Genomic DNA, 26686 nt, shown 5'->3' with positions numbered 1-26686 from the left:
ACAGAACCGACCTATAATAATTTTTTTATCTGAGATATTCGGGCTTGTGATACGCCAAGCCATTCGGCATATTCGCTCTGCTTGGCTTTGGGATGTTCACGCATTAATTTCCGTAGACTTTTAAGCAATTGTAAAGTAGACCGATGGAGCTTGTGTTCTTTAGACGCAGGTTCCTCCTTAACAGCAGGAACAGGAATGGAAGTAACACCTACGTTTCCTTTCAGGTCGAGTATACATTGCTTACATAAAAGAGAGCTTTTGAAATAGCTTAAATCCTGAGCCGAGCTGCACAATTTACAGGAAGTCCCGTTACTATACTTTCCTAAGCCTATAAAACCGGGTTCAGTATCCACATAAAATTCTAAAGGTTCGTTAATTTCAATCCCCATAGTGTTCCTGATTTCCATAGGGATAACAATCCGGCCTAACGAATCTAAGGGACGTGTCATACCTGTTCTCTTCAATTGAAATCTCTCCTAAATCAGAATTATAGAATCCATCTAAATGATCCTCTAAATCCATTTTGTAATTTTTACATATATAATCCAACGATCTCCTAAAAGAGTATTTATTGTTGTGTTAGAAAATGGTATATTGTAAACAGGCAAACATTTAATTGTATAATAGATTTTCCAATTTTTATTTATGTTTAAATTTTGCACAATTTTACGTGAAGGGTGGTTTTATTCATGGAAGAAATCACACCTATGATTCGCACAGAAATTGAAAAATACCTAAAACAGAACGGCATAACTCTGACCGAGTTTAGTCACATCATTGATTTGAATGTAGGTACATTTAGCAGTATCGTCACAGGCAATCGCTCTGTATCGGTTAACCATTTAGACCGCATTACGGCTGGGATGGAATTACCACCAGACTATTTTTATGAACGTTACATTGAAGAGTGCATCATAGAGTCATCATCTCTGAATTGGCGAAAAATAAGCCCATTTTTATATCGTTGTGCGGAGCTCGGTCGGTTGGATTTCATACAGCGAGTTATGAGTCCGTTGTTAGATACTTCAATGTACCTCCCGTTACTTTTTGAAATGGCTGAGGACTTGTTTCAAAAAGGAATATACCAGGACGCGGCGGCCTGTCTTTATGAAAACGTGGCTGAGAGTGAAAAAAAGCAACATTCAGAACGACTTGCGATCTGCCAATATCGGTTGTTTAGCCTCGGGATCGGAAAAGATCAGGCTCAAAATCTTCAAACGGCTGCCAGGTTTGAACCTTTTGTCGACCGTTTAGACGAAATTGACCAACGTGTATAGGTCATTAAGTATGTGGGATAAGGTCTATAAATTTTCATGTCAAATGTATAAATTAGGACAGATTCAATATGATTTGGTTCATAACTCCAAGCGAGAATTTAAATCGGAAAAGAAACTTAGCAGGCCTCTTTTTGTATACATAGCTTACGCCGATCTGTTGTGTGCTAATGCCTGCGATGCAAAGGGAGATCATAAACAAGCGATAGAGCATCTTCGCGGCTATGCTGATCTAAACTGGGTAAAGGAAAGTGATCCAGACACACTCCAGTGGATGAAGAAATTTCAGCATTGGGCAAAAATTAATACTTACGTGAACAGGCTTATGTCTGGAGATGTGAGTGTCCTGCCGGATTACGTAGAGCATATGACGGGCGAGCAGTATATTTTTAGCGAACTCTTGAATGTTATTGAAGCAGCCAATCAGTACAATCTGGATGTGGATTATATCCTTCAGCGATTTGAACCCCAAATTACAGCCTGAATAAAAGCAGATATTCATATGGCTTTAAATATTTATTAAACGCTTTGGAAAAAGCTGCTACAATAAATAATGTACTGCTAACTTCCAACTGTTCAGGTTTATTTGACCGTTTTAGAGCACATGCCGCTCCTGAAACGCTGGATCAGTACGAAAAATTGTCTCAGGAGGTGTGGGAAAAACATGATAAAAAAGATGGTTTTCTCCTTGACCGTAGTAACTAGCTTGTTACTGGTATTCACAGTACCAGTTCAAGTTGTGAATCAAAACCCCGGAACAATCCAAACTCAGGGACACATTGGTGCAGCTTAATCAAATTGTTAGCATTGGGCCAGCCCTTTGGCTGGTCTTTTTTTTGCTTTTTTTGATAAAAAACGTTCATGATGTAATTGGTCATTTACCCCTAAAATGAAAATAAATAGGGGGGAATGAAGATATGAACATAGATGAATCCTTGAATAAACAGATAGAAAGTGCCAGACAACGATTGAATGATCTTTACGAAGAGTGTGGCTTCGGACATGCATGCGTACTTGAGCAATCTATGATTTTGGACGAACTCATTAATCAGCACAATCGTATGTATCAGACTAAGAAGTTACATCACTATGTTCAGTCAGACCCCCAATCCTTTTTATGCAAAACTATTACTCTTCCCACATAACAATCATAATTATGCTATAAAATGACTTCGGTGATATTTATATACATTTCATCAAGTCAAAAATTGTAAATAATCTGGCGTGGAATTTGGATCAAGCTCCAGACTGTCTTGATAAAGTACCTATAGCAGCACCGGAGGATTGACCGCCGCGGCAAAGTAAAAAAGCAACTCCTTGCATCACCTGAAGGAGCTACTTTTTTACTGAGATTTCTTTCGTGAGAATCTTTGAAGTTCGTAGTGGAAAAGGTATGATGCACACAAGCAGGGTGTAATAAGATGATTAAAACAGAAGGAGTTTAGCCGATAGCCACAACTCATGATCGTCGTGAGAAAGTCGAAAAATCCGCGGAAATCCTGCATGGCTTGCCCTCATATCTAAGCGTTGGCGTTAGGTGGAGGAAAGTTCAATGTAGCAGCCTTTTGGCCTCCATATAGAACACCTGTACAAATTTTTTCGTATTAATACGGGCTTGCGACAGCGAGGGCTCCACATTGTTTTGCAGCTCCAGCATTTTTTTGCGAATTTCTGTAAAATCAAAAAATTTGGACGCATAATTTTCAAATTTTGGGTGGGTGTAATCCGTCAATCCGAGCGACACGATATGGCTTAGCGTCTGGAAAATGGCGCGGCGGACGCGCTGCTCAGATGCCTTGATTTCCTTGCTCAGCTCTGCCGCAGAAGCCGAGCTTCCCAGCCGTTTCAAGGCTACATTCGCGAAGATATCCTTCAGCGGCGGGAACATGTAGGGGGACAGGTTACCCGTTTCCTCCTCATACTGATCCAGATATTCCAGCATGTCCAGCAGATCCATACTCCCCGCTTCGCCGATCATTCCCATTTCGGAGAGCAGAAACTGTCCGGAAGTTGTGATGCTTTTGGTCGGTTCTACCGTTGTCGATGGTCCTGTCGATGCGAACATCGATAGTCCCTGTAGCGTGCGCTGGATATCTGTGATAGATTGCTGCATACGCAAACGTTCGGACACCTTATGAATCACCGCAATAATCTCCAGCCGATTCAAGGGCTTGGCAATGTAGTATTCAATACCGAGTGAGTATGCCTCGCCGATCATATTTTTGGATTCAATGCGGGAAATCATAATGATTTTGCCGCTGAATTGATCACCGAGCGCGCGTACCGTCTGAATGCCATCACGAATCGGCATCAGCAGGTCAATGAGTAATATATCAATCCGGTTAAGCTCCAGTAGATCGCTGCTCACATAGGAACCGTCCTCCGCTTCACCGATAACCTCCCCGAGACCTTCATCTTCAATAATGTCTGCCAGCATAGAACGAATTCCCTGATCGTCATCCACAATATAAAAACGCATCCGGGCTATCTTCCTTTCTCCGTCAGTTTCCGTAAAGGCAATGTGACTGTAAAAGTGGTCCGTACCCTGTCTGTGTGTTCTTCTTCCTGTTGCAGCACAATCGTTCCTCCGAGGCTCTCCGCGACCTCGCGCACATAAAACAATCCCATACCGGTCGAAGGCTGTCCTTCATCATCATACTTGGTTGTATACCCCGGTGTGAAGACCATTTCCCGTTTGCGCTGAGGAATCCCCGGGCCGTTATCCGTGACGCTAAAGGTTACGGTATCCTCTTTTCCCGGTAGAAACCGAATGGAAACGTCAATCCTTCCGTTGTCCTTCATCGCTTCAACCGCATTGGCTGTCAGATTATTAATGAGTGTCAAAACCGTATAAACATGCAACTTCGGCAGTAAAGAGTCAACATGCAGGGTGAAATGAATGGGCTTGTCCAGCGCTTGGGCATATTTGCGGTTCGTTCGGACGATCAGCTCCCCAAGCTCCCGAGAAGGCATGTAATGCACTCCGCTTTCCGCATCAATCAGCTTGGACAGCCCGGCATAAATCCGCTGACTGTCTTTTTTGATCTCATGAACCTGTCCGGAAATACGCAGCGCCTGTCTGGCGTAGTGGTCCCTGTCTTCCAAGGATTCAGCCTGCTGCAACTCCCGATATAGCTCGTAGCTTTCACGGGTGATCTGCTCTGTATGCGACAGGGTTTTGCCGAGCTGGACGGACTCCTCGTACAGATCCGATACCAGAAGCAGAATCCGTTCGGTCTGCTCTCTTTGCGCCTCTTCATGCTGAACGGACTGCTTCAGGCGAATGATATTGTAGAACCCGAGCACGAAGAAGCTACGGATCATGGCGATGAGCACCACCTTGCCCATCTTGAAGATGTCCCAGAATTCCCCGTCAATGCTCCGTCGGACGCTAAGTTCCGCCACGCTTGCCGCAACCTCTATACCCACGGAGAGGATGCCCACCCGGAGAGCGCGGTAAGGCTCGGCATTAATGTTAAGGACCTGAAAGAGCAGGCCGTAGACCATGTAATAAAAAAAGGTAGGCCCGTGCAGGGTCACCAGCTCTTCGAAGGAAGGACCGGGATGGGTGAAATAACTGAGTGAGATGCGAAAGGCCACCACGGCTAAGCCAGTAAGCAGTCCCGATACAGCAGGCGGAATATGACGAATGGATAACAGAAAGAAAAAAAATACAGGCGTGCCGAAGCTGAGACGAAATGTATTAGAGAACGGGTGAATATTTAGCTCGCCCGCCAACGGTACGAACACAAGCATAAGCAGGAAAAGGAGGATATTCAGCTTCATAATTATTCACCTCCTGTGTATTCGAAAAAAAGGCAATGTGAGATAAATTCACAATCTAACATTAAAGTGGTGAATTTATTGAAAAAAAAACAAATACAGGTGTAGATAATTGTCGGTTTTTATAGATCAGACTGTAGTATAAATAACACCATTTGAATATTAAGTACAGCATACTGAAAAAATATACAAATAGGGGGGAGACACAAAGTGAAAAAGATTAATTTGACGATCCAAATCTTTATCGGACTGGCATTAGGTATTATTATTGGTGCCTTATTTTACGGCAATTCAGGGGTGGAAGTCTACTTAAAGCCGATCGGCGATATTTTTATCCGGTTGATTAAGATGATTGTCGTGCCTATTGTGATCTCAACTCTCATTATCGGCGTAGCTGGCGTCGGAGATATGAAAAAATTGGGTAAACTCGGTGGAAAGTCTATTCTTTACTTTGAAATTGTAACGACGATTGCCATCCTTTTCGGACTGCTCGTTGCCAATCTGGTTCGGCCCGGAGACGGCGTGGATATGTCTCATCTGGCCAAGACCGATATTCATAACTATGTGGAGACAGCAGAAAAGACAGGCCACAGCTTTATGGATACGATTGTGCATATTGTACCTACTAATATTATTCAGTCGTTGGGCGAAGGGGATATGCTGGCCATTATCTTCTTCTCCGTATTGTTCGGACTAGGGGTGGCGGCGATTGGTGACAAGGGCAAGCCTGTATTGGGTTTCTTCGAAGGTGTAGCCGACGCCATGTTCTGGGTAACCAATCAGGTGATGCGCCTGGCTCCTTTTGGTGTATTCGCACTGATCGGAACGACAGTAGCCAAGTTTGGACTGGCTTCGTTGTGGCCGTTGCTTAAGCTCGTCTTGTCCGTGTACGGCTCCATGCTGTTATTCATTGTGATTGTTTTTGGAATTATTGCAAAGCTTTGCGGTACCCGTCTTTGGACCATGGTTAAAATTTTGAAAAGCGAGCTGCTGCTGGCTTACTCGACCGCCAGTTCGGAAAGCGTCCTGCCCAAGATCATGGAGAAGATGGAGAAGTTCGGTTGTCCTAAAGGGATTACTTCCTTCGTCATTCCGATTGGATATTCCTTTAATCTGGACGGTTCCACCTTGTATCAGGCACTGGCTGCGGTTTTCATTGCCCAAATGTACGGCATTGACCTGCCAATCACTACACAAATCACACTGGTAATAGTGCTGATTATTTCTTCCAAGGGCATTGCAGGCGTGCCGGGCGCTTCCTTTGTAGTTTTGCTCGCTACACTGGGATCAGTGAACCTTCCGCTGGAAGGCTTGGCCTTTATCGCTGGTATTGATCGTATTCTCGATATGGCGCGTACGGTAGTCAATGTATTAGGCAACTCGCTTGCCGCCGTAGTCATGTCCAAATGGGAAGGCGAATACGATAAGGAAAAAGGCGAGGAATATGCTGCTTCTTTGAAATAAAATCGAATAAACCGAATATTTGCCGAAAAGAACACTCTTGCAGAGTAAGTGCAAGGGTGTTCTTTTCGTTTCCAGATCTGTGAGTTTTCTCTCTTATTCGACATTTTTCGATATTTTATCTATGAATATTTGGGCATATGGTCTTAAAAAATGGTTCTTTTTACCTAATTAATTTCAATTTTATTTATAATGATTATTGATAATATTCCGATATAAAATATACCGTTTCAAACATTGGTCCAGAAGGGAAGATCATATCATGTTTCTCAAAAAAAACGAGGCTCAATTACTTGCTCCTTTAGTGGAAGAAAGCCGCAAATTGTCGCAAAAAATACAGCAGAAAGACTACTCTGCCGCAATACAACTATCCTCTGCATCTTCTGAGGTTCAAGAAATCGCAAACAATGTCAACCAAGCGCTTGAATCCATCAAAAATGAGGCTCGACACACCGACATTCGACTGAAGCTCGTCACCAAGGCCATAGAAGTCGGCTTATGGGATATGGAAGTCATTGCAGGTGATCCCGTCAATCCAAGTAATACGTTCACATGGACAGATGAATTCCGTTCCATGCTGGGGTATCAGAGCGAAAAAGATTTCCCAAATGTATTGGATAGCTGGGCATCCCGGTTACATCCGGAGGATTATGACTGGGTATTGGCAGCGTTGGCGGATCATTTGCTGGATCATACCGGAAAAACTCCTTATGACATTCAGTATCGCGTAAAGCTGAAGCATGGCGAATACCGTTGGTTCCGTGCGACTGGAACAACGATTCGCGATCATCAGGGAGTACCGCTTCGGATTGCCGGTGCTTTGCTGGATGTGCATGATCAGAAGATCAAGTCCGAGGAGCTGGAGGCCATGGTTACAAGGTATGACCTTGTTAACCGTGTATTAATCGAAGCTCCATACGACATCATTCTGGTTGACGGAGATGTAGAGAATCCAAATAGTGAATTTTGGTGGTCACCGCAATTTCGCAAAACGATGGGCTTTAGTGATGAGAAAGACTTTCCGAGTGCGCTTAGCAGTTGGAGTTCACGCTTGCATCCAGATGACGTTGAAATAGCGTTAAAAGCGTTGAACGACCATTTGAATGATTTTTCAGATCGCACTCCCTATGAAGTAACTTGCCGCTTGCAGAATAAAAATGGCGAATACCGCTGGTATTATAATAGTGGTGGAAGCATACGTGACAGTAAGGGAGTGCCAATTCGCATGGCAGGTACTATCCGTGATGTAACGTTGGAAAAACAAAAGCAGTCTGTTGCGGACGAGCTCACGCTCAAAATACAACATCTCTCTGATTCCATTACGGAAATGGTGAATGGTGTCAACTCGGTTAGTAATCAGGCGCAGGAGCTGGCTACGGCACAAGAGCAATCGACTGAGGCGGCTAATCAGGCCAAAGTCAGCGCGGAAGAGACACAAAACATTTCCAACTTCATTAAAGAGATTGCCAACCAAACGAATTTGCTTGGGTTGAATGCGGCGATCGAGGCATCCCGTGCGGGTGAACAGGGACGCGGTTTTGCTGTAGTTGCGGATGAAGTAAGGAAGCTTGCCATTCACAGCGCCGATGCGACCGGAAATATTGAGACCAGTCTGGACGAAATGAAGACGCTCATCGAGCGGATTTTGCATAACATCGGCAATATGTCTACGTTGACGCAGACACAGGCTGCGCTCACGCAGCAGGTGAATGCATCTACGGACGAGATTAACAGCATGTCCAAAGCATTGCTTGATTTTGCGAGAACGATGTAAGGGTTTATGCAGGAATAAGGTCGGGCATTAGGCTCGGCCTCTTTACTGTTTTTGGAAGAACCATTATACTTTTCGGGAATAGATTTAAAAAGTTACCTCATCATAACTTGTGTGGAAAAGAGGAATATACTTGAGCTTGATCAGTTCAATATTGGTTGGGATTGTTGCTCTGGAGCATGTGTATATTTTAATATTGGAAATGTTTTTATGGACGACTCCACGGGCGATTCGCACGTTCGGCACCTCCAAGGAGCTGGCGGGAGTGACCAAGTCACTGGCTGCGAATCAAGGGCTGTACAACGGGTTTCTGGCTGCCGGGCTGGTATGGGGGCTGCTGTACCCGGATACTGCGGTAGGGCAACAGATTCAACTGTTCTTTGTGATTTGTGTTCTGGTGGCTGCGATTTATGGTGCATTGACGGCCAATAAATCCATTTTACTGAAACAAGGTTTACCTGCGTTGCTGGCATTAATCAGTTTGCTGGTCTTCTAAAAGACACCCTAATCGGGTGTTTTTTTGCTAATTTTGATCACATAATGTCTGAACTTCTAATGAAAAGGGGAATAGGTAGTTTTTAATTGATTGTAAATCCGATTATTCCGATTTATAATATTTTTTATTACACACTTAGAGAACTCGGAGGCTAGAGACATGCGTCGTAATTGGACTGGTGTATTTGTATTGATCATATTAATGTTGGTGGTAAGTGCCTGCTCTGGCGGGAATTCCGGTTCTTCGTCTGCGACAAACGAAAGTGCAGCGAATACGAGTGCTACAACAGCGGATAACGGGCAACCAAAGGATGGCGGCAGTCTGATCATCGGTGTACAAGCCGATCCGGTGGTGCTGAACCCGAACTATGCAGGTGACCGAGTGAGTCTGACGATAGATCAGGCGATATTCGCACCTTTGTTTCAGGTGAACAACGGCAAGAAGACATTCTATCTGGCAGATAGCCTGACTCCTTCGGCAGACAAGCTGACGTACACGCTGAAGCTGAAAAAGAATCTGACCTGGCATGATGGTCAAAAGCTGACGGCTGACGATGTGGTTTTCACGATTAATAAAATTTTGGACGAGAAGCAGCACAGCTTTTTGAGAAGTAATTTTATGATCAACGGCAAGCCGGTTCAGGTGAGCAAGGTTGATGATACAACGGTGGATTTCAAGCTTCCGCAGGCAGCTCCTGCTTTTGAAGCGGCGCTGGTACAGGTATCCCCGATTCCGAAGCATATTTTCGAGAACGAAGCGGATATTGAGAAAAGCACGAAAAACAACACTCCGGTTGGATCGGGGCCTTTCAAATTCAAAGAGTACAAGACTGGCGAGTACGTTTCGCTGGAACGGTTCGATAACTATTTTGGCGGCAAGCCTCATCTGGATTCTGTAACGTATCGGATTGTAAAAGATTCGAATGCGGCGAGCTTGGCGCTCCAGAATGGTGAGATCAATGTAAATTATGTCGATCCGCAAAACGTGGATACGATTAAGGCGACCGATAAGTTCGATATTTACCCTTACAGTGAAGGCCGCTTGGCTTACCTGATGTTTAATGAAAACAGTGACACCAAGCAGTTGAACAAAAAAGAAGTGCGTCAGGCGCTCTCTTATGCGCTGAATCAGGATGAGTTGATTCAAGTATCTTATGGCTCCAAGGATTATGCGGATACTGCGAAGTCTGCACTGACACAAGACGTGTTGTATCACACGAACGATGTTCCATTTTTCAATAATGATGTGAACAAGGCGAAAGAGCTGCTGAAATCGGCTGGAGCTGAAGGACTGAAGCTGCGCATTATTATTCCAGGCGGTAATAAGGTGCAAGAGGCACAAGCGCTGTACATTCAGCAGAAGTTGAAGGATATCGGCGTGCAGCTGGATGTAAACAGCATGGATTCCTCGGCTTGGTCGCAAAAATTCGTCGATACGAATGCCAAGGACTTCGATCTGGCGATCAGCGGCTACATTATGGGCTATGACCCGGACGCGTACCGTATTTTGTACAACACCGGATCTTCCTCCAACTATTCGCATTATTCCAACAAGGAAGTGGATAAGCTGCTGGAAGAGGGTGCGGGAGAGTCGGATACGACCAAACGTGGAGAAATCTATAAAAAGGTACAGGAGCTTTTGGCTGATGATGCAGTTATCTACCCGATTGCTTATACCAAAACGATTGTAGCGTTCGACAAGCAGTATGGCGGTATTGATCAGGCTGTGCTGAAACCAGTCGTAATTTTCGAAGATTTGTCCAAAATTTATCACAAATAAGACAGGGTTTTCAAAAAATAAGCTGGGAGAACCAGCTTATTTTTTTCGAGAACAGCAAGGGGAAGAGAAACGTATGAGACAACTCATCGCCAGAAGATTGCTGCAAGTTATACCGATGCTATTTTTCGTATCCATCGTCTGCTTCGGCTTGATCAAGCTGGCTCCAGGTGATCCGGTTCTCTCTTTTGTTACACCGAATATGCATCTGGAAGATATCGAACGTATGAGGCACAGCTTGGGGCTGGATCAGCCTGCCTATGTGCAGTACATGTTGTGGCTCAAAAAAAGCCTGACGGGTGATCTGGGCTATTCGCTCATTAATCACCAGCCGGTACTGGATCAGATTCTGGATCGCCTCCCGGCTACCGCCGGATTAATGGGTGCATCCATTGTACTGGCTGTCCTGATTGCGATTCCACTCGGCTTGACGGCTGCCGCCAATCGAAACCGCTGGATCGACAAGCTGATTAACCTGATGTCATACATCGGGATTTCTGTGCCGTTGTTTTGGCTTGGCATTTTACTTATTTATTTGTTTGCTATTTATCTGCATTGGCTTCCAAGTACAGGGATGCGTACCATTGGAACGGACTCGGCGCTGGATGTGATCAAGCATGGAATCTTACCGTGTTTTGTGCTGGCCTTCGGATTTTTATCTGTGTATGTGAGGTATATCCGTTCCAGTACAATAACGCAGCTCAAGGAAGAATACGTGCAGATTCAATATGCGTTCGGGTCTGGCAAACGACTGGTTTTATTTCGGCATGTGCTCAAGCATGTACTACTGCCTATCATTACGCTGCTTGGTATGTCGGTTGCGGATCTGGTAGCCGGAGCCATCGTAACCGAGACGGTATTTTCCTGGCCGGGTATTGGCTCGCTGGGCATGACGGCGGTAAAAGGGATGGATTATCCCGTTATTATGGGCATTACACTGTTTTCCGCCCTGCTGCTGATCCTGGGCAATCTGCTTGCGGATATTTTGTACAGCATCGCGGACCCGAGAATTAAATCAACGAGGTGAACTCATGAATCGGAGCAAATGGCGCAACATCGGGATCGAGCTGATGACGAGCAAAATGGGCGCCGCCGCCCTCATACTATTGATCGTATTCTCGCTGGGGGCAATCTTCGCTTTTCTGTCGCCGCAGGACCCGAACAAGCTGAACGTGCTGGAACGACTCCAACCGCCGGGAGCGGCACACTGGTTTGGCACGGACGATTACGGCCGGGATTATTTTACAAGGGCGCTGTACGGCGGTCGGGTATCGTTGCTGGTGGGCTTTGCGTCCATGACTATTGCGACCAGTATTGGCGCGATAGTAGGCATTGTGAGCGGCTATTTCGGCGGATGGATCGATAATTTGCTCATGCGGATTTTGGAGCTGATCATGTCGATTCCGTCTTTTTTGGTTATTTTGCTGTTGAGTGTGTTTTTGAAGCCGGGCGTCGGCAATATTATTGTCATTATCGCCCTGCTGATGTGGATGAATATTGCCCGGGTGGTCCGGGCAGAGACGATGACGCTGCGGGAACGGGAATATGTGCTGTATGCCAAAGCTTCGGGACAAAGCACATTCGGGATCATTCTGAAGCACATCGTCCCGAACCTGATTCCGGTAATTATCGTGGGGGCGACGAACAATATCGCTTCGGCGATTATGATGGAATCTTCACTGAGCTTCCTCGGCTTTGGTGTGCAACTGCCGAACGCGACATGGGGAAGTATGCTGAATAATGCTCAAGGGTATATTGCACAGGCTCCATATATGGCCTTATTCCCTGGGCTGCTTATTTTACTGACCGTGCTGAGCTTTAATGTCTTGGGGGACGTGCTGCGTGTAGGCTTTGAACCCAAGCTGGTGAAACGATGATTCGCAACCAGCTACAAGAACCATTACCAATGGCTCCAGGAGCGACAGAAAGGAGCGACAACACAATGACTGAACATCTGCTGTCCGTCGAACAGCTGGAGGTTTCCTTTTTCACTCGTGAGGGGGAGAATCAGGCGGTTCGGGGGGTTAGCTTTCATATTGATGCTGGAGAAACGGTAGGAATCGTAGGAGAATCCGGTAGCGGTAAAAGCGTTACAGCTAAAGCGATCATGTCCATGATTGCCCCGCCGGGCAAACGGCTGAATGGCGACATTCGTTACCGGGGAGAAAGTTTGACGGCTCTAACGGAAAAGCAATGGCGTAAAATACGCGGGAACCAGATTGCGATGGTCTTTCAGGACCCGATGACCTCGTTGAACCCGGTCAAGAAGGTCGGCTATCATCTGGTCGAGGTGATTCGCAGACACCGGGGACTGAGCAAGGAAGCGGCCACGAAAGCTGCTGTGGAGCTGCTGCGACAGGTGGGGATTACCGAGCCTGAACGCCGGATGAACCAATACCCGCATCAATTCAGCGGAGGGATGCGCCAGCGGGTGATGATCGCGATGGCGCTCTCGTGCAGCCCGGAGCTGCTGATTGCTGACGAGCCGACCACAGCGCTGGATGTGACGATCCAGGCGCAAATTCTGGAGCTGCTCAAGACGTTGAAGCAGCAATCCGACATGGCGATTGCCCTGATCACCCATGATCTGGGTGTCGTCGCCCAGGTGTGCAGCCGTGTCATCGTGATGTACGGCGGCATGGTGATGGAGGAGGGGCGCGTGGACGATATCTTTTATCGTCCGGCCCACCCGTATACGCAGGGCCTGCTGCGCTCTGTGCCGCAGCGCACGAACGGCTTCCGCGAGCGGCTGGTGCCGATTGAGGGCACGCCGCCGGATTTGCTGGACCCGCCGTCCGGCTGTCCGTTCATGGAACGGTGCCCGCACGCCTTTGCCCGCTGTGTAGAGCGGCCGCCGATGGTGGAGCTTCGCCCGGATCAACGGGCGGCCTGCTGGCTGAACGAGCCGGACGCTGTGCCTGCCGGAGTCTACGAGACGCCCGAAGTGGGTCATGCGGAAGGGAGGGTTTAACGTGAGTGAAGCGAGTAATGTATTGGGCGAAAGTCATCCCTTGGTGGAGGTACACCAGCTTAAGAAGCATTTTGTAACAGCCAAGGATCTGTTGGGACGCAGCTCCGAGGTACTCAAGGCGGTTGACGGCGTGAGCTTCCAGATCAAGCGTGGTGAGACGTTCGGACTGGTCGGCGAGTCGGGCAGCGGCAAATCGACGGTTGGACGCTGCCTGACGCGGTTATACGATTATACGGAAGGCACGGTGCGCTTTGACGGTCAGGATATTTCCAAACTGAACGATAAGCAGCTCAAGCCGCTGCGTCGGCGCATTCAGAGCATTTTTCAGGACCCGTATTCCTCGCTTAACCCCGGTATGAACGTGCTTGACCTGATCGGTGAACCGATGGATATTCATAGATTGCATCAGGGGAGTGAGCGTAAGGATGCTGTGGTGGCCTTGCTTGAAAAGGTAGGGCTGAAGCGGGAGCATCTGTATCGCTATTCGCACGAGTTCAGCGGCGGGCAGCGCCAACGGATTTCCATCGCTCGTGCTCTGTCCGTGAACCCCGAGTTCATCGTCTGTGACGAGCCGATTTCGGCACTGGATGTGTCCATCCAGGCGCAGGTCATTAACACGCTGGAGGATCTCCAGCAGGAGTTCGGGCTGACGTATCTGTTCATCGCCCATGACTTGTCGATGGTGCGGCATATTTCAGACCGGATCGGTGTGATGTATCATGGAAGATTGGTGGAGGTAGCCGACGCGGATGAGCTGTATGAGCAGCCAGCCCATCCGTATACACAGTCGTTGCTGTCCTCTATCCCGGTGCCTGATCCGAGAGCGGTCGGAGAGCGAGGGGGACTGGGAGAAGGCATGGCCCAACCAGACGGTTCATTAGTATGGGACAAGGATAACAACAGTGCAACCGAGCTGAGAGAAATCAGTCCCGGCCATTATGTAGCATACCCGGTTAACCGTTAGGGTTAAGATCGGTTGTATGATGTGTATGACCCAAAGGAGGTAAAAAAACGATGACTGAATCGACGAAAAGAGTACGTATTTCCCAATGGGACGCGCTCTTGCTGGAATCATTACGCTCTTTAGGCTGGTCCCAAGAGGAACTAATCCGTCGGGTGCAGCAAAATGAGCTGCCAACGAACGGACCATTCGATTTTGATTACACAGAGCTTGTCACCGGGCTGGCGTACAAAGAGCCGGAGGTATTTACCAGCGCAGTAGTGGATGGATATCAAATCAAGTACAATACGATCCGGGGCATTCGTTCGTGGATTGCCGTTGCGTTCGGGCGGGAGCCTGAGCTGTCCCTGGAGGAAGGAAGCGAAGCCGTTACATCCGAACTGACGAAGGCTGAGTATGATCGGCTGGAGAGAGTGCTGTCGTTAGGATGGTTCATCCAGGAAGTACGTCCTGCGGCTGGCGAGACTTCAGGATTATACCGAATTGTACCTGCTTCACAGACGAATTAAATCATGGGGATGGAGTAACACCATTCACCAGAAATGGAAACGAGCTGCCCGTGAAGGCCAGCTCGTTTTTTAATGCAATCCTTCTTCATCTTTTTTATTCAGCATAACCAGACTATTGTGAATGATCCGTGTCATGCAGTAAAAGAAGGCCATTCTGGTGGTTTGCATAATGGCTCCCAACAACATGGACATCGATTCCATATCGGAAAAGTGTCGGATAAGAATCCGGTTAATAATCCCTTCACCAAACCAGACAAAATATAGCGGAACAATCATCTTTTGAATATAACGAGCTTTGCGCTCCAATTCGGGGTGGAGCGCAAAGTACCTATAAATATGGATGAATGTATTAGAGAATCCCCACAAGTTAATAAAAGGAATCATGCGAGCAATGGCCCCCACGGTACGAATCGGATAATCGGAATGCTTTTGCCGGATGGCTTTATGTACTTGAACTAGCCAGATCAGATAGGTAACAAAACACATGTAGTACAGAACAAAGCTAAAAACTGTAAATTTTTGCTCCAGCTTGTATAGATGATCGTAATAAAAATCATTTGCGTAAATATACACTAACGTAAAAATAAGGATGAGAAATTCGCCTATAGTGCCCACCGCTAGCAGGGCTTGATGTACGCTGCCAGCTGTCTTTGATGGGAATGCTTTGGAATCTGAATCATTCAAGATGTACTTCCTCCCAGTCTAGTTGCTTCAAATATACGATAGCATCCTCCAGTGTTTCTACGGGGATAATGCGCAGCTTGAGTCCATGCTCCTTTTGAACTTGGGCAGCTTCTGCTTCGTTGCCTTTCTCACCATACCATTCATAATCTGCCGGTACGAAAAATAGATCAACCTTTGCGGCCTCGGCTCCCAGCAGCTTTTGCTCCAGCCCACCGACCGATCCGACATCTCCGCATTCTTCCATCGTGCCAGAGCCTGCGATTTTGTGACGTCCGCCATCTGAAAAGTCGATGTTATTGGCTTCCTCATACAGTCCGATGCCTGTCATCAGACCCAAGGAATTTCCCGAAAGATCCTGCAAGTGAGTCAATAGCTCCGCATAGCGAGCATCCTCCAATTGGCTAAGATTCGAGAAATTTGCCGTAGCCCCAGCTGTTTCGCTGTCTACGCTTAATTCCGTCGCTGCATGTACGGCTTGCATGGCAGAATATTTTAGCGTGTCCGTCTCTGTGAGGTCCTTCAAATACGAGTCCACTTCATCAGGGGCAAGGGGTTCAAATTTAATCGCTCCCCCGGATACATTTTCACTGGAATATACATTCCAACGCTCCAGGAGATTGTTAGCAATACCCGTTTGAACAGACGCAAAAAATACGCTTCCCTGAACGCCAAGGTCTTTGACCGGATGCATTTCTCCCTGCAAAATATACTGTGCAGGCATAGGCCTTGTTCCAATAAAGGCAGCGATAGCCGGGATCAGCAGCAGTGCGAAGATGAGTATACGTTCTTTGTTTATGCCAAATATCCTTTTGAGGAGATATGGATTACGGCTTGGCACCTCATTCACAACCTTTCCATCTTTTCTCATACGGATATCATCGGTTGAAATGATTAGAAAGGTTACATTTTTCACCATAAATGACCGATAAGAGTATAGTGGTATTCATATTTTATGGTAAATGAGGAAAGGGGATTTTTTAAATCTGATGAGTGAACAAGAAATACATGTGGGTGAATGTGGAGGTGGGACGATTGCTGGCGAACCGAATGCAGCTCCACCACGTCCACAAAGAATTGTTTTGACCTTGGTTACAGGATTTGCTTTATTGATCCTTGGTTTGTTTCTGTCGCTAATCACAGGTATATTTCCTATCAGCTGTGCAGAGATATTGGAAGTGTTTTTCTCTTCAAATCCCAATCCCACATTTGTGGAAGTTGTATACCATATTCGTATGCCATTTGCATTGGATATGTTGTTGCTTGGAGGATGTCTGGCCGTTTCAGGAACTCTTTTACAATTACGAACAGCTAATCGGTTTGCATCACCAACCTTAACCGGACTTATGCCTGGGGCAATGGTAGGGCTATGTGTTGTCCTTTTACTTGGGATGGACATGGACTCTTTTGGTAGTATGACTCTTTGTATTGCAGGAGCGGTGTTTGGGGGATTCATTGTATTTACATTGAATAAAATCCGTTTCATTCGAGGGCGGTCTGCGGGGATTCATTTATTCATGATTGGTTTCATTATTGATGTTGTCCTTCGTTCAGCGTCGGGAGTTATTATGCTACTTGGAGAAAATCAGCAAGAGTGGGCAATCTCTCAGGGAGGGTGGGGAATAAGAGAAGGATCATTCACGTTTTGGCTTGCAGTGCTTACAATTCTCGTTGCGGGCTCTGTCTTTGCATTCCCCAAGCAGCTTAGTCCTTTATACATTCCCTTCGCGATTGTGTTGACCGCCGTTACCGTATGGGCATGTGGTACCATCGGATATATAGGACTTATTGTGCCTTATTTCATGCGTTGTATGATAGGAAACCGTCCACGGCTTCTCATTTTGGGCTCCGTCTTTTGGGGGGGAGGTCTGTTAATGCTGGCCAAAGTCATTTCCGCTAAAATTAACGAGCCGGTTGGGTTTCCCGTAACCCCGGTGCTGGCCTGTATCGGCATACCCTTTTTGATCTTTATGGTGTGGATAGAATGGAAAAGAAGCTCTCTGCTTGAAAGCAGTAGATTTTGAACGAGAAAACTTTTTCCAGATCACTGGACTGTTATCATAGGTGCTCTGCTAGATCATCAGACGCTCTTTTTTTATGCTATATTTTATACATAAGGAAAATCAGAGAGTTGAGGTGCAGCATGACAACACTACAAATTGTCGATCCATTCGTCAATCCGGAATTACTCGCGTTTCAGGCAGGCGCAGAGGATCAGGCTGAGGTTCAGGAATTAATTTTAAAGACGGCCAGATGGCTGCACAGCAAGGGTTCCACTCAATGGGGCAAGTTATTGAAAGGGAAGGATGATCATAATCTGGGAGGCGCTATTTCGCGCGGAGAAGTGATCATTTTCCGAAAGTCAGAGAGGCATTCCTTGGCAGGCTCCATGATTCTGCAACAGCAGCCCAGTGCATGGGACCGTAAGTTGTGGGAATTAAATGAAGCGGATTCCGAGCCGGGAACGGCAGTATACCTGCATCGTTTGGTTGTCGATCGCGATAGCACCGGGAAGGGGCTAGGCCGTGAGCTGATGCAATGGATTGAACAAGGCATCCACTTTACAGGCAAGGATCGAATCCGATTAGACTGTATTGCGGGAAATGACAAACTTAGCGAGTTTTACAGACAATGCGGTTATACGTATATAGGCGAAACGAACGGCTATAATATTTTTGAAAAGATGCTATCGAATTGAGCTGTAAGAAAAGAAAACTGAATTGAGCAAAAGGACGTCTGTACAAACAGACGTTTTTTTGTTTTTTGGAACCCGTCCTGAGTTGCAGGATGGATAGGTATGTTGGGATAGAATCACTCTATCCCAACATACGGCTAACCACGAATTAAAGTGTTTTATAAATGAGGTTTATCGCTATTTAAAACGTCATAAATAAATATAATAAATATATATTACGTGTTATATATTGAAATAACCACTTACTTTGTGTTACAACTTTAAGTAAACCTATAGATCAGTTCAGGCATGTATCTCGATAAGTGGAGGGAATGAATTCAATGCTGAAAAGAGTGTACTCATTTAACGAAGGTAAGTTGGGGATGAAAGCGCTACTAGGAGGAAAAGGCGCCAATCTCGCGGAAATGACGATACTGGGTCTCCCGATCCCTCCCGGCTTTACGGTGACTACCGAGGCATGTAAAGCCTATTTTGCTTCCGGCGGCAAGCTCCCGGAGGGTTTGTTGGGAGAAATCGTCATTGCCCTGCACGACGTTGAGGAAGCCCAGTCGGCTATATTCGGAGATACGGAGCGGCCTTTGCTGGTATCTGTTCGTTCAGGATCAGTAACCTCGATGCCCGGTATGATGGATACGATTCTGAACCTGGGTCTTAATGATGAAACCGTGCGTGGATTGGCCGAGCAGACGGGAAATGAGACTTTCGCCTATGATTGTTACCGCAGATTTATTCAAATGTTTGGCGAAGTGGTGCTGGGTATCGAATCCAATCATTTTGACCAGCTTCAGGAGCAGAGCAAGCAGACCCATGGGCGTGGCAGTGACCAGGAGGTTAGCGCGGAAGAATGGAAGGAACTGATCGGACATTATAAAGATCTTGTCGCAGAGCAGAACGGACAGCCGTTTCCACAGGATGTGTATCAGCAATTGCAAATGGCGGTAGAGGCTGTATTTCGCAGCTGGAACAATATGCGTGCCAAGGTGTACAGGAAGGCTTACGGTATTCCAGATGAACAAGGAACAGCAGTGAACATTCAGGCCATGGTATTTGGCAATCTCGGCAACGAAAGTGGAACCGGGGTGCTCTTCACCCGCAATCCCTCTACAGGTATGAATGAACTGTATGGCGAGTATATGGTAAATGCTCAGGGAGAGGACGTCGTGGCAGGAATAAGAACGCCTAACCCTATTCCTCAACTTTTGGAAGAGCAGCCGCTAGTCTATGGTCGTCTGGAAGAGCTGGCTTCCTTGTTAGAGCGTCATTATCGGGATATGCAGGATATCGAATTCACGATTGAAAAAGGAAATCTGTATCTGTTACAGACGCGCAGCGGCAAAAGAACGGCGCAGGCGGCTGTGAAAATAGCTGTGGATCTGGTGGAGGAAGGGATTATCAGCAAAGAAGAGGCTATCCAACGGATTGAGCCGTCCCACATGGATCAACTGCTGCATCGCTCCATTGATGTTTCCACACCGCTGGTTGCGATTGCCCAAGGTTTGCCTGCCTCGCCCGGCGCAGCGAGTGGGCGCATTGTATTCGACGCCGATACGGCAGAGAACTGGACGAAGGACGGGCAGAAAGTCATCCTGGTCAGTGTGGAGACCTCACCCGATGATGTTCACGGGATCATTGCCGCCGAAGGCGTGCTGACGAGTCGAGGTGGGATGACCAGCCATGCCGCTGTGGTTGCGAGAGGCATGGGTAAACCCTGCATTTGCGGCTGCGACGCGTTGAGCATTGACCTGTACAGCCGGAGCGTTAGCATCGGTAACCTGACTTTTCAGGAAGGGGAAAATATTTCGATCGATTCGACCTCCGGGCAGGTGTATCAAGGCAGTTTGTTGCTCAACGAGCCAGTCATTACACCGGAGCTGCTGAAGCTGCTGGAGATTGCGGATGAAATTCGGACGTTGAAGGTCTACACCAATGCGGACACGCCACTCGACGCCGCCAAAGCTCGGGAATTTGGAGCTGAGGGCATCGGGCTGTGCCGGACAGAGCATATGTTTTTCTCGGGCCAACGGCTGCCTATCGTTCAGGCGATGATTTTGGCCGAGGATCAGGAGGAGCGGGTTCTTCATTTGAATCGTCTGCTCCAAATGCAACAATCCGACTTTGAGGCTATGTTCAGTGCGATGGACGGTTTACCGATGACGATTCGCCTGCTGGACCCGCCATTACATGAGTTCCTGCCGAACCTTGAGCAGCTTCAGGAGCAACAGCGGGAGCTTGAGCTTTCCGGCGGCCTTGTGGAGGAGCTTCAACGTCTTAAAAGAACCATCTCCAAGGTGCACGACCTGCGTGAGATTAACCCTATGCTGGGATTGCGCGGTGTTCGGCTGGGTATTCTGTTTCCGGAGATATACGATATGCAGGTTGAAGCGATCTTTAAGGCCGCGGAAGCAGCACTGCGCAGGGGCGTGGATGTGAGACCAGGGATTATGATTCCGCTGGTCGGTCATTCGAATGAACTCAAGCAGATGAGAGAACTGGTCGATGAGGTGGCAGCTCAGGTGCTTAGCGAAGAGTTTAAGTGGTTCAGGTATCGGGTGGGCACCATGATTGAGGTTCCAAGAGCCGCTCTGCTGGCAGACAGCGTGGCCCAGTACGCCGACTTTTTCTCTTTTGGAACCAATGATCTCACACAAATGACCTTTGGTTACAGTCGGGATGATGCCGAAGGTAAATTCCTCGGCTCCTATATGGAAAAGAATATTCTGGATACGAACCCTTTTCAGGTGTTGGATCAGGATGGCGTAGGCAAATTGATCGAATGGGCTGTTATCAAGGGTAAGGAGAAAAAGCCTTTTCTGGAGACAGGTATCTGTGGTGAGCATGGCGGGGATAGTGAGTCTATTCTCTTTTGTCACCGCAGCGGACTGGACTATGTCAGTTGCTCACCGTACCGGGTGCCATTTGCCCGCATTGCCGCCGCCCAAGCAGCTTTGCTTGTCAGAGCGGAGCAACCTGAGGGAGCCTTGTCCGTTATGTAGCTGAAAGTAGTCTCTACAATTTCAATAACACATTTAAGGTAGCCTTGATCCAAAGGCTGCCTTGTTCATTTTGCACCACATTTTACATACACATATCTCGTCGGGAAGAAAAAAATTATATAAAATTGAAAATGGTGATATCGTGTTCCCTCCTCCTACATATGATGATAGGGAACATTTTTGTAAGCGCTTTAATTAAATAATGACATACAACCATGCGAAGCTACAGGAGGCGGATAAGGTGGACAGTTACATGAGCTGGATAAAAATTGGATTTTTTCTCATCGTTCTGTTTTTACTTGCAGCAGCATGCAGTACCTCTCCCAAGCTGGAAAACACGGAGGGGAAAAAAGTTCGGCTGACCATGCAAGTCTGGGGGAATCCTGCGGAGGTGAAGGTGTACCAGCGTGCGCTCGATGCCTTTGAGAAGGAAAACCCGAATATTGAGGTCAAGCTGGTGCCTGTACCAGGAGATCAGTATGAGCAAAAGCTGCTGACACAGCTTCAGGGAAGCCGCGGGCCGGACGTGTTTTATTCGTATGAACTGACGATTGCAAGTTTGATTGGAGAGAAGCAGGTGCAGCCATTGGGTGAATTTTTAAAAAGTGATGCCAGTGATGTGAAGGCCGAAGATTTTCCGGAGGGATTGTGGGGCCCAGCCAAACGTGATGGGGAAATTTACGGGGTCACTCCTGACTCGAATCCCATGATGATGTACTACAACAAGAAGGTCTTTAAGGATGCCGGTGTGAAGACACCGCAGGAATACTACGACGAAGGCAAGTGGAATTGGGATGCGTTTGAGGAAGTCACATCGAAGCTGAAAGCTGCCGGAAAACAGGGCTATATCGCAGAAAACTGGTGGGCGCACTGGTATTCATGGGTGTGGTCGAATGGCGGACAGATTTTTGATGAACAAGGCAAGTATGTGCTGGACCACAATGAAAAGGGCAAGGAAGCCTTTGGCTTCATGTACGATATGGTGAAAAAGGGAAATGCGGTATATCTCGGCTCACTTCCCAAGGGGCAAGGGGCTGACGCAATGTTTATGTCCAACCAGGTCGGTATGCTGGCGGCGGGAAGATGGCTGGAGCCCCTGTTTAGCCAGAATAAAAGCCTCGACTTTGATTATATTTACTGGCCTTCCAATACGGGCAAAAATGAACCTGTCGCCATTCCGGTCGCCTACGTAGCCGTAAACAAAAACAGTCCGCATCTGCAAGAGGCCATGAAGCTGGCGGCATTCTACGTCTCGGTGAAGGGGCAGGAGGCGCGGCTGGTTGAAGGCGGAAATGCCATAGGTACGCTTGCCGCCGCAGATGAGAGCATTATGAAAAAGGCGACCATTGAGCATTCAAGCTATTTGACCGAGGGACGTAATATAGGGCATGCTCATGGATCTGCATTGGCCTATGATGCTCAGGTGCTGGGGTTAAACTCGGATATCACGGAAACCATCGATCTGATGTTCCTGGGCAAGCAGGATGCTGCGGCAACCATTGAAAAGTTGAATCAAATCATATCCAAGGCGGTCAAGTAGGCACGGATAGGCCGTGACCGGGGAGGAAGGTGACCAGATGCAGAAAAAGCATCAAGCGCTGTGGGGCTGCCTTTTCATTGGCCCCCAGCTTCTTCGTCCGTTATGCTTTTGCTAAAAATTGTTTTCCAGGTTCTGATTAGTTACCCCTTAAAAGGTCAGAATTTCGCCTTAAAAACAAGCAAGGAATTCGAGTCGTCCATGTAGAAGTTGTTGTTGTCGAGGGAAAAAAAGCTTCCAAATAGGTCGTCTCCCGCTACGCCGTATTATGAAGGAAACCCGTCTGAAGATGAATTGCCCGTCCCCGTCATAGAATCACATATCAAGCAATTCGGCAAAGTACCGCAGGCTGTAGCCACCGACCGTAAATTTTCAACACTTGTAGCTTAACTGTACAAATGAAGGAAGTGGTATGCCGTGAAAGTCGTAATTTGTGAAGACGGATGTTTTTGGCGCGATGCGTTAAAAGCGTCTATATCTCGGTGGGCTTTAAATAAAAATATAGAGCTGCAATGTGCTCATTTTTATTCGTCCCAGAAATTAATTCAATATCTTAATGCTCACATAGATATAGACGTAGTTTTGCTCGATATTTCGCTAAGTAGTGAAGAAGATATTGATGGGATGACTACACCAAAGTATATCCGGAAAATGGGGAATCGGGTACCTATCATTTTTGTTACCGTTGATTCTGCTCGTGCTATTGACGGATATTTAGTGGAAGCAATGGGTTTCTTGAAAAAACCTATTGACGAGAAGCGACTTTCGCTATTTTTGGATAGAGTAGTGAAGCAAAAAAACCGGAGCGAGTGTTTACTATCATAGCAGAGTCCACGATAAATTGTGTTCGTCAAAGTGATTTAGTTATTAGGTTGTGACAATTTTATCCAGATACATAGGTCATATGTGATTGCAAAATCTAAAATCTACAGAGTAAAAATAACTTATCCATATTCCGTCGATATTTTTAATGGTCATGAGATTACCAATCTTCCCGTGAGCGGAAATTATATTAATAATCTGCTTGAGGTATACTCAGGTGATGTATTGCCGTGAATATTATGAATCACCAGAAAGGCATACCCAAATGAATGGAGGGTGCCGCGAAACAGCTAATTTACAGCTGATTTGCGACACCCTCTTTTAGTTGTCCGGACGGAAATGTACTCGTATTTCATGCTGTTTACGTCATCAACATACTATCTACGCCAGTCCATTGAAATTTCTTCTGTACTATTTGATAATCTAGACACAACAGAAGAAACGATTGACTCATATTCAAAACTACGAAAGGAGAATGCGAGTGAAATAGACTTTTACGTTATGACGTCTTGGCAATCACTCAGGGCGAGGTGCGGCTGGCCCAAGCCCAATTGAGCAGAGCCAATTCAGCGCTACCTCATGCAGCACGTTGATGTTGTCTACCTGACAGTGTTCTAATCCGCCAAGTCGTCTATCCTCTATCGGGAAGAACGTCTTGTTTTTCGAACCCGCTTGCTCATAATTTTTCAAGGCTTGTGTCAGCGGATTTGGCTGAACCAATATCTCTTCCGCTCCGTGCATTACAAGAAGCGGACATTCTATCTGGTGGAGCACGCCCTCAAGATCATAGGCAAAACGCGGATTACCCGCAAAGTCCTCCAAGCTTTTTGCCCCCAGAATTCTCATGCCATGTGCGGCCAGACTCGGTGGCATCCATTTAAGCATTGCATCCCAATCAAAGGCGTGCGTACCGCCGTCGGAGATGACGGCAGCAATCCTGTGATCGAACGAAGCGAATCGCAAAGAGTCGTAAGCCGCAAAACTCTCACCGTGCACGATAATCTTATCGGGATCGACTTCCGGCCGCGTTAGAAGAAAGTCGATTGCTCGGGAATGGAAAGCCTCACTGTCCGCTCGTCTTCCTTTTCCCTTTTCGTACAGCGAGAGGCCGGTGCCAGGCTGGTCATAGACCAGAAAGTTATATCCACACGAAATAAAAGCGGGACCTAGCCAGAAATAGTTTTCAATTGACCACTCGTCGCCACCGTTGAGAGCAAAAAGGGTCGGCTTCGGACCTTTTATCCAGGAAGGGGAGAAGAAGTAACCATCCAGCTTGACATCTTCGTAATCGACTTGGATCTTCTCCGGTTGGACATCGAAGTACTTTCCGGCAGCTTCGAAGAGTTCATTTACTTTCTTAAATACACGGATTTTCTCGGTGTCATCATCCATCACCGCATATTCCGCAATTCTGTAGTAATTGCAGGCACGAATGTAGCAGTTTCGTGCTGTATACCAGTTTCCAGCCGTTTCGGCCTCCTTGCCGTGTCTTTCCAATGCCTGAGCCGTTATGAGCCATTCCCTGTGCCACGTGTCCTTGTCATCGGGGTCGATTTTTTTGCAGGCCTCGTAGATCTCGGTGACGTCCGTAGCACCGAGGCTTGCCATACCTAAAGCTTTGGTGACTTGGTATGACATCATGTAGTGATTGGGCCAACGGCTGAACTCAATTGACATTGTAACATCCTCCTTTTCCAGTTCTAGTTATTGTAGTTTTTTTACTACAAGTAATTTTTACAACACAAAGATAAAGCTTCTTTAAAAGAAAAATAAATGTTTGTAAAGAGAATATAAAAAATTATAAAACACTGAAAAAAATAAAAATGACTGCTGCCTGGTTGTTCACAGCTGGCAGCAGCCTTTAACTCCTGTAGTAAAAGAAAATGCGCAAAAATAAAATCAGTGTTGTGCGGCCAAGGGAAGGCTGAATCTTATCCCCAAACCGCCATATTCGGAAGGGTAGGCACCAATTTCGCCCCTATGATGTTCAATAATGGATTTACAGCTTGCAAGCCCCAGCCCCAGCCCGCCCTTTTGGGTTTGCCGCGATTTATCCACAGTGAAAAATTTGAGGAACAGAGAAGATATATCCTTATCCGGCACTCCAATTCCATTATCCTCGATTTGAAAAAAGGCATACTGTCCTAGCGGGTATCCGGTCATATACACTTTCAGCTTATTTTTCCCTCCATATCTTACAGCATTGCTAAAGAGGTTGCCGAAAACCCGACGTATCATCGGTTCATTGACCATCAGCAATATATTTTCCGTGAATGAATGGCGGCAAGTAAGCTCGTTGTCAAGTCCCGCCAACTCATACTCATATTCAAGGGCAATGTTTTCAAATAATTTTGATGCTTTTACAGGTTTAGCTACCATAGATTCCAACTCCAGCTTTTCTTTGGTGAAGCTGGAGAAATCATTGATGAGTTCGACCATATATCCTGACTTCTTTTGAATCAAATCATAATATTCCTGCTTTTCAGTTTCTGGTAAATCCTTGTGCGTAGCCAGCAGTTCAGTAAAACCATTAATAGATGTCAAGGGTGTTTTCAAGTCGTGGGCAATTGCCGCGATCATATCGATCTGCTCTTTGTGCGCGAGTTGAAGCCGATGCTCCATCTTATTGAAGTGTTTATAAAGTTCTCCGATCTCGTCATTACTTCTCAGAGCTAGCGGAGGCAGTGGATGTACAATATTTACTTCTTCAAGCCTGGTATTCAGAAGCTGAATGGGTTTCTCTATGCAAAAATGAATATAGATAATCAGAATAATAAATATGAAACAGGCAATTGCAAATATGGGCAGGAGCAATGCTATATATCGCGAGTCCAGCAATGAACTGCGTATAGGGGAATATACTGCAAAGACAAGCTTCAGGTACATTCCAATCGAAAACATGAATATTATAAACATCAGCAGGAACAAAAGAGGAAGCTTTATTTTCAGTTTCATA

Annotated in this window: 23 protein-coding genes and 1 pseudogene; 17 read left to right on the top strand and 7 right to left on the bottom strand. The window is 46.6% G+C overall.

Going from position 1 to position 26686, the window contains the following annotated elements; translation table 11 throughout:
• Positions 1-11: 11 nt before the first annotated feature.
• Complete coding sequence (locus ACQ4MX_RS13585; RefSeq protein WP_431091127.1) at positions 12-464, bottom strand: AbrB/MazE/SpoVT family DNA-binding domain-containing protein; 453 nt, start codon at positions 462-464, stop codon at positions 12-14.
• 225 nt (positions 465-689) lie between these two features.
• On the opposite strand from ACQ4MX_RS13585, the pseudogene ACQ4MX_RS13580 reads away from it, so the two are divergent.
• Positions 690-1979, top strand: a pseudogene (locus tag ACQ4MX_RS13580) (helix-turn-helix domain-containing protein).
• Between the two features lie 212 nt (positions 1980-2191).
• Complete coding sequence (locus ACQ4MX_RS13575) at positions 2192-2419, top strand: Spo0E family sporulation regulatory protein-aspartic acid phosphatase (protein ID WP_431091126.1); 228 nt, start codon at positions 2192-2194, stop codon at positions 2417-2419.
• A gap of 404 nt (positions 2420-2823) precedes the next feature.
• Here ACQ4MX_RS13575 and ACQ4MX_RS13570 read toward each other — a convergent pair whose 3' ends face one another.
• Together ACQ4MX_RS13570 and ACQ4MX_RS13565 are read right to left on the bottom strand one after the other, a co-directional pair.
• Positions 2824-3753 (bottom strand): response regulator, encoded by a 930-nt coding sequence (locus tag ACQ4MX_RS13570; protein WP_149095457.1) that lies wholly within the window; start codon positions 3751-3753, stop codon positions 2824-2826.
• Positions 3754-3758: 5 nt separating this feature from the next.
• Positions 3759-5060 carry a sensor histidine kinase gene (locus ACQ4MX_RS13565; RefSeq protein ID WP_431091124.1) on the bottom strand — a complete coding sequence of 434 codons (1302 nt, stop codon included), beginning with the start codon at positions 5058-5060 and terminating at the stop codon, positions 3759-3761.
• Between the two features lie 207 nt (positions 5061-5267).
• Between ACQ4MX_RS13565 and ACQ4MX_RS13560 the strand changes: the two genes are divergently transcribed.
• The 9 genes from ACQ4MX_RS13560 to ACQ4MX_RS13520 all read left to right on the top strand — a co-directional run bounded on the left by ACQ4MX_RS13560 (position 5268) and on the right by ACQ4MX_RS13520 (position 15002).
• Positions 5268-6521, top strand: coding sequence for a cation:dicarboxylate symporter family transporter (locus ACQ4MX_RS13560; protein ID WP_014279281.1), 1254 nt, complete (start codon positions 5268-5270; stop codon positions 6519-6521).
• Positions 6522-6780: 259 nt separating this feature from the next.
• Positions 6781-8292, top strand: coding sequence for a methyl-accepting chemotaxis protein (locus ACQ4MX_RS13555; protein WP_431091122.1), 1512 nt, complete (start codon positions 6781-6783; stop codon positions 8290-8292).
• Positions 8293-8422: 130 nt separating this feature from the next.
• Complete coding sequence (locus tag ACQ4MX_RS13550; RefSeq protein ID WP_431091121.1) at positions 8423-8785, top strand: DUF1304 domain-containing protein; 363 nt, start codon at positions 8423-8425, stop codon at positions 8783-8785.
• Positions 8786-8944: 159 nt separating this feature from the next.
• Positions 8945-10564, top strand: a complete 1620-nt coding sequence (locus tag ACQ4MX_RS13545; protein ID WP_431091119.1) for an ABC transporter substrate-binding protein — start codon at positions 8945-8947, stop codon at positions 10562-10564.
• A gap of 73 nt (positions 10565-10637) precedes the next feature.
• Entirely contained in the window at positions 10638-11588 is a 951-nt protein-coding gene (locus tag ACQ4MX_RS13540; protein ID WP_149095462.1) for an ABC transporter permease, read from the top strand.
• A gap of 4 nt (positions 11589-11592) precedes the next feature.
• Complete coding sequence (locus ACQ4MX_RS13535) at positions 11593-12438, top strand: ABC transporter permease (RefSeq protein WP_431091118.1); 846 nt, start codon at positions 11593-11595, stop codon at positions 12436-12438.
• 65 nt (positions 12439-12503) lie between these two features.
• Positions 12504-13532, top strand: coding sequence for an ABC transporter ATP-binding protein (locus tag ACQ4MX_RS13530; RefSeq protein WP_431091116.1), 1029 nt, complete (start codon positions 12504-12506; stop codon positions 13530-13532).
• Complete coding sequence (locus ACQ4MX_RS13525) at positions 13513-14496, top strand: ABC transporter ATP-binding protein (RefSeq protein WP_431091115.1); 984 nt, start codon at positions 13513-13515, stop codon at positions 14494-14496. Before ACQ4MX_RS13530 ends, ACQ4MX_RS13525 begins: the two co-directional genes overlap by 20 nt.
• Before the next feature lie 50 nt (positions 14497-14546).
• On the top strand, positions 14547-15002 hold the full coding sequence (locus ACQ4MX_RS13520; protein WP_431091114.1) for a hypothetical protein: 456 nt from the start codon (positions 14547-14549) through the stop codon (positions 15000-15002).
• Positions 15003-15071: 69 nt separating this feature from the next.
• Here the strand turns inward: ACQ4MX_RS13520 and ACQ4MX_RS13515 are convergent, their stop codons facing one another.
• Together ACQ4MX_RS13515 and ACQ4MX_RS13510 are read right to left on the bottom strand one after the other, a co-directional pair.
• A complete protein-coding gene (locus ACQ4MX_RS13515; RefSeq protein WP_431091113.1) occupies positions 15072-15686 on the bottom strand; it encodes a hypothetical protein in 615 nt (204 codons plus the stop codon).
• Positions 15679-16554, bottom strand: coding sequence for a hypothetical protein (locus tag ACQ4MX_RS13510; RefSeq protein ID WP_431091112.1), 876 nt, complete (start codon positions 16552-16554; stop codon positions 15679-15681). Before ACQ4MX_RS13510 ends, ACQ4MX_RS13515 begins: the two co-directional genes overlap by 8 nt.
• Before the next feature lie 118 nt (positions 16555-16672).
• Here ACQ4MX_RS13510 and ACQ4MX_RS13505 point away from each other — a divergent pair, with 118 nt between their 5' ends.
• From ACQ4MX_RS13505 to ACQ4MX_RS13480, 6 genes are all read left to right on the top strand, one after another.
• Complete coding sequence (locus ACQ4MX_RS13505) at positions 16673-17707, top strand: iron chelate uptake ABC transporter family permease subunit (protein ID WP_431091111.1); 1035 nt, start codon at positions 16673-16675, stop codon at positions 17705-17707.
• Positions 17708-17826: 119 nt separating this feature from the next.
• Positions 17827-18381 carry a GNAT family N-acetyltransferase gene (locus ACQ4MX_RS13500; RefSeq protein ID WP_431091110.1) on the top strand — a complete coding sequence of 185 codons (555 nt, stop codon included), beginning with the start codon at positions 17827-17829 and terminating at the stop codon, positions 18379-18381.
• Positions 18382-18698: 317 nt separating this feature from the next.
• The gene (gene ppdK, locus ACQ4MX_RS13495; protein ID WP_431091109.1) at positions 18699-21371 is read left to right on the top strand and encodes a pyruvate, phosphate dikinase; all 2673 of its coding nucleotides are present in this window, start codon (positions 18699-18701) and stop codon (positions 21369-21371) included.
• A 241-nt stretch (positions 21372-21612) separates the two neighbouring features.
• Positions 21613-22911: an ABC transporter substrate-binding protein gene (locus ACQ4MX_RS13490; RefSeq protein WP_431091108.1), complete on the top strand. Its 1299-nt coding sequence runs from the start codon at positions 21613-21615 to the stop codon at positions 22909-22911.
• 414 nt (positions 22912-23325) lie between these two features.
• Positions 23326-23733 (top strand): LytR/AlgR family response regulator transcription factor, encoded by a 408-nt coding sequence (locus tag ACQ4MX_RS13485; RefSeq protein WP_431091106.1) that lies wholly within the window; start codon positions 23326-23328, stop codon positions 23731-23733.
• Between the two features lie 60 nt (positions 23734-23793).
• Complete coding sequence (locus tag ACQ4MX_RS13480) at positions 23794-23964, top strand: hypothetical protein (RefSeq protein ID WP_431091327.1); 171 nt, start codon at positions 23794-23796, stop codon at positions 23962-23964.
• 282 nt (positions 23965-24246) lie between these two features.
• Here ACQ4MX_RS13480 and ACQ4MX_RS13475 read toward each other — a convergent pair whose 3' ends face one another.
• Both ACQ4MX_RS13475 and ACQ4MX_RS13470 read right to left on the bottom strand, forming a co-directional pair.
• Entirely contained in the window at positions 24247-25407 is a 1161-nt protein-coding gene (locus ACQ4MX_RS13475; RefSeq protein ID WP_165149242.1) for an alpha/beta hydrolase family protein, read from the bottom strand.
• A 222-nt stretch (positions 25408-25629) separates the two neighbouring features.
• Entirely contained in the window at positions 25630-26685 is a 1056-nt protein-coding gene (locus tag ACQ4MX_RS13470; protein ID WP_431091105.1) for a HAMP domain-containing sensor histidine kinase, read from the bottom strand.
• Position 26686: the final 1 nt, after the last annotated feature.

The organism is Paenibacillus sp. 8b26 (assembly GCF_050626875.1).
Lineage (GTDB): Bacteria > Bacillota > Bacilli > Paenibacillales > Paenibacillaceae > Paenibacillus.
This window is presented reverse-complemented; position numbering and strand designations above follow the sequence as displayed.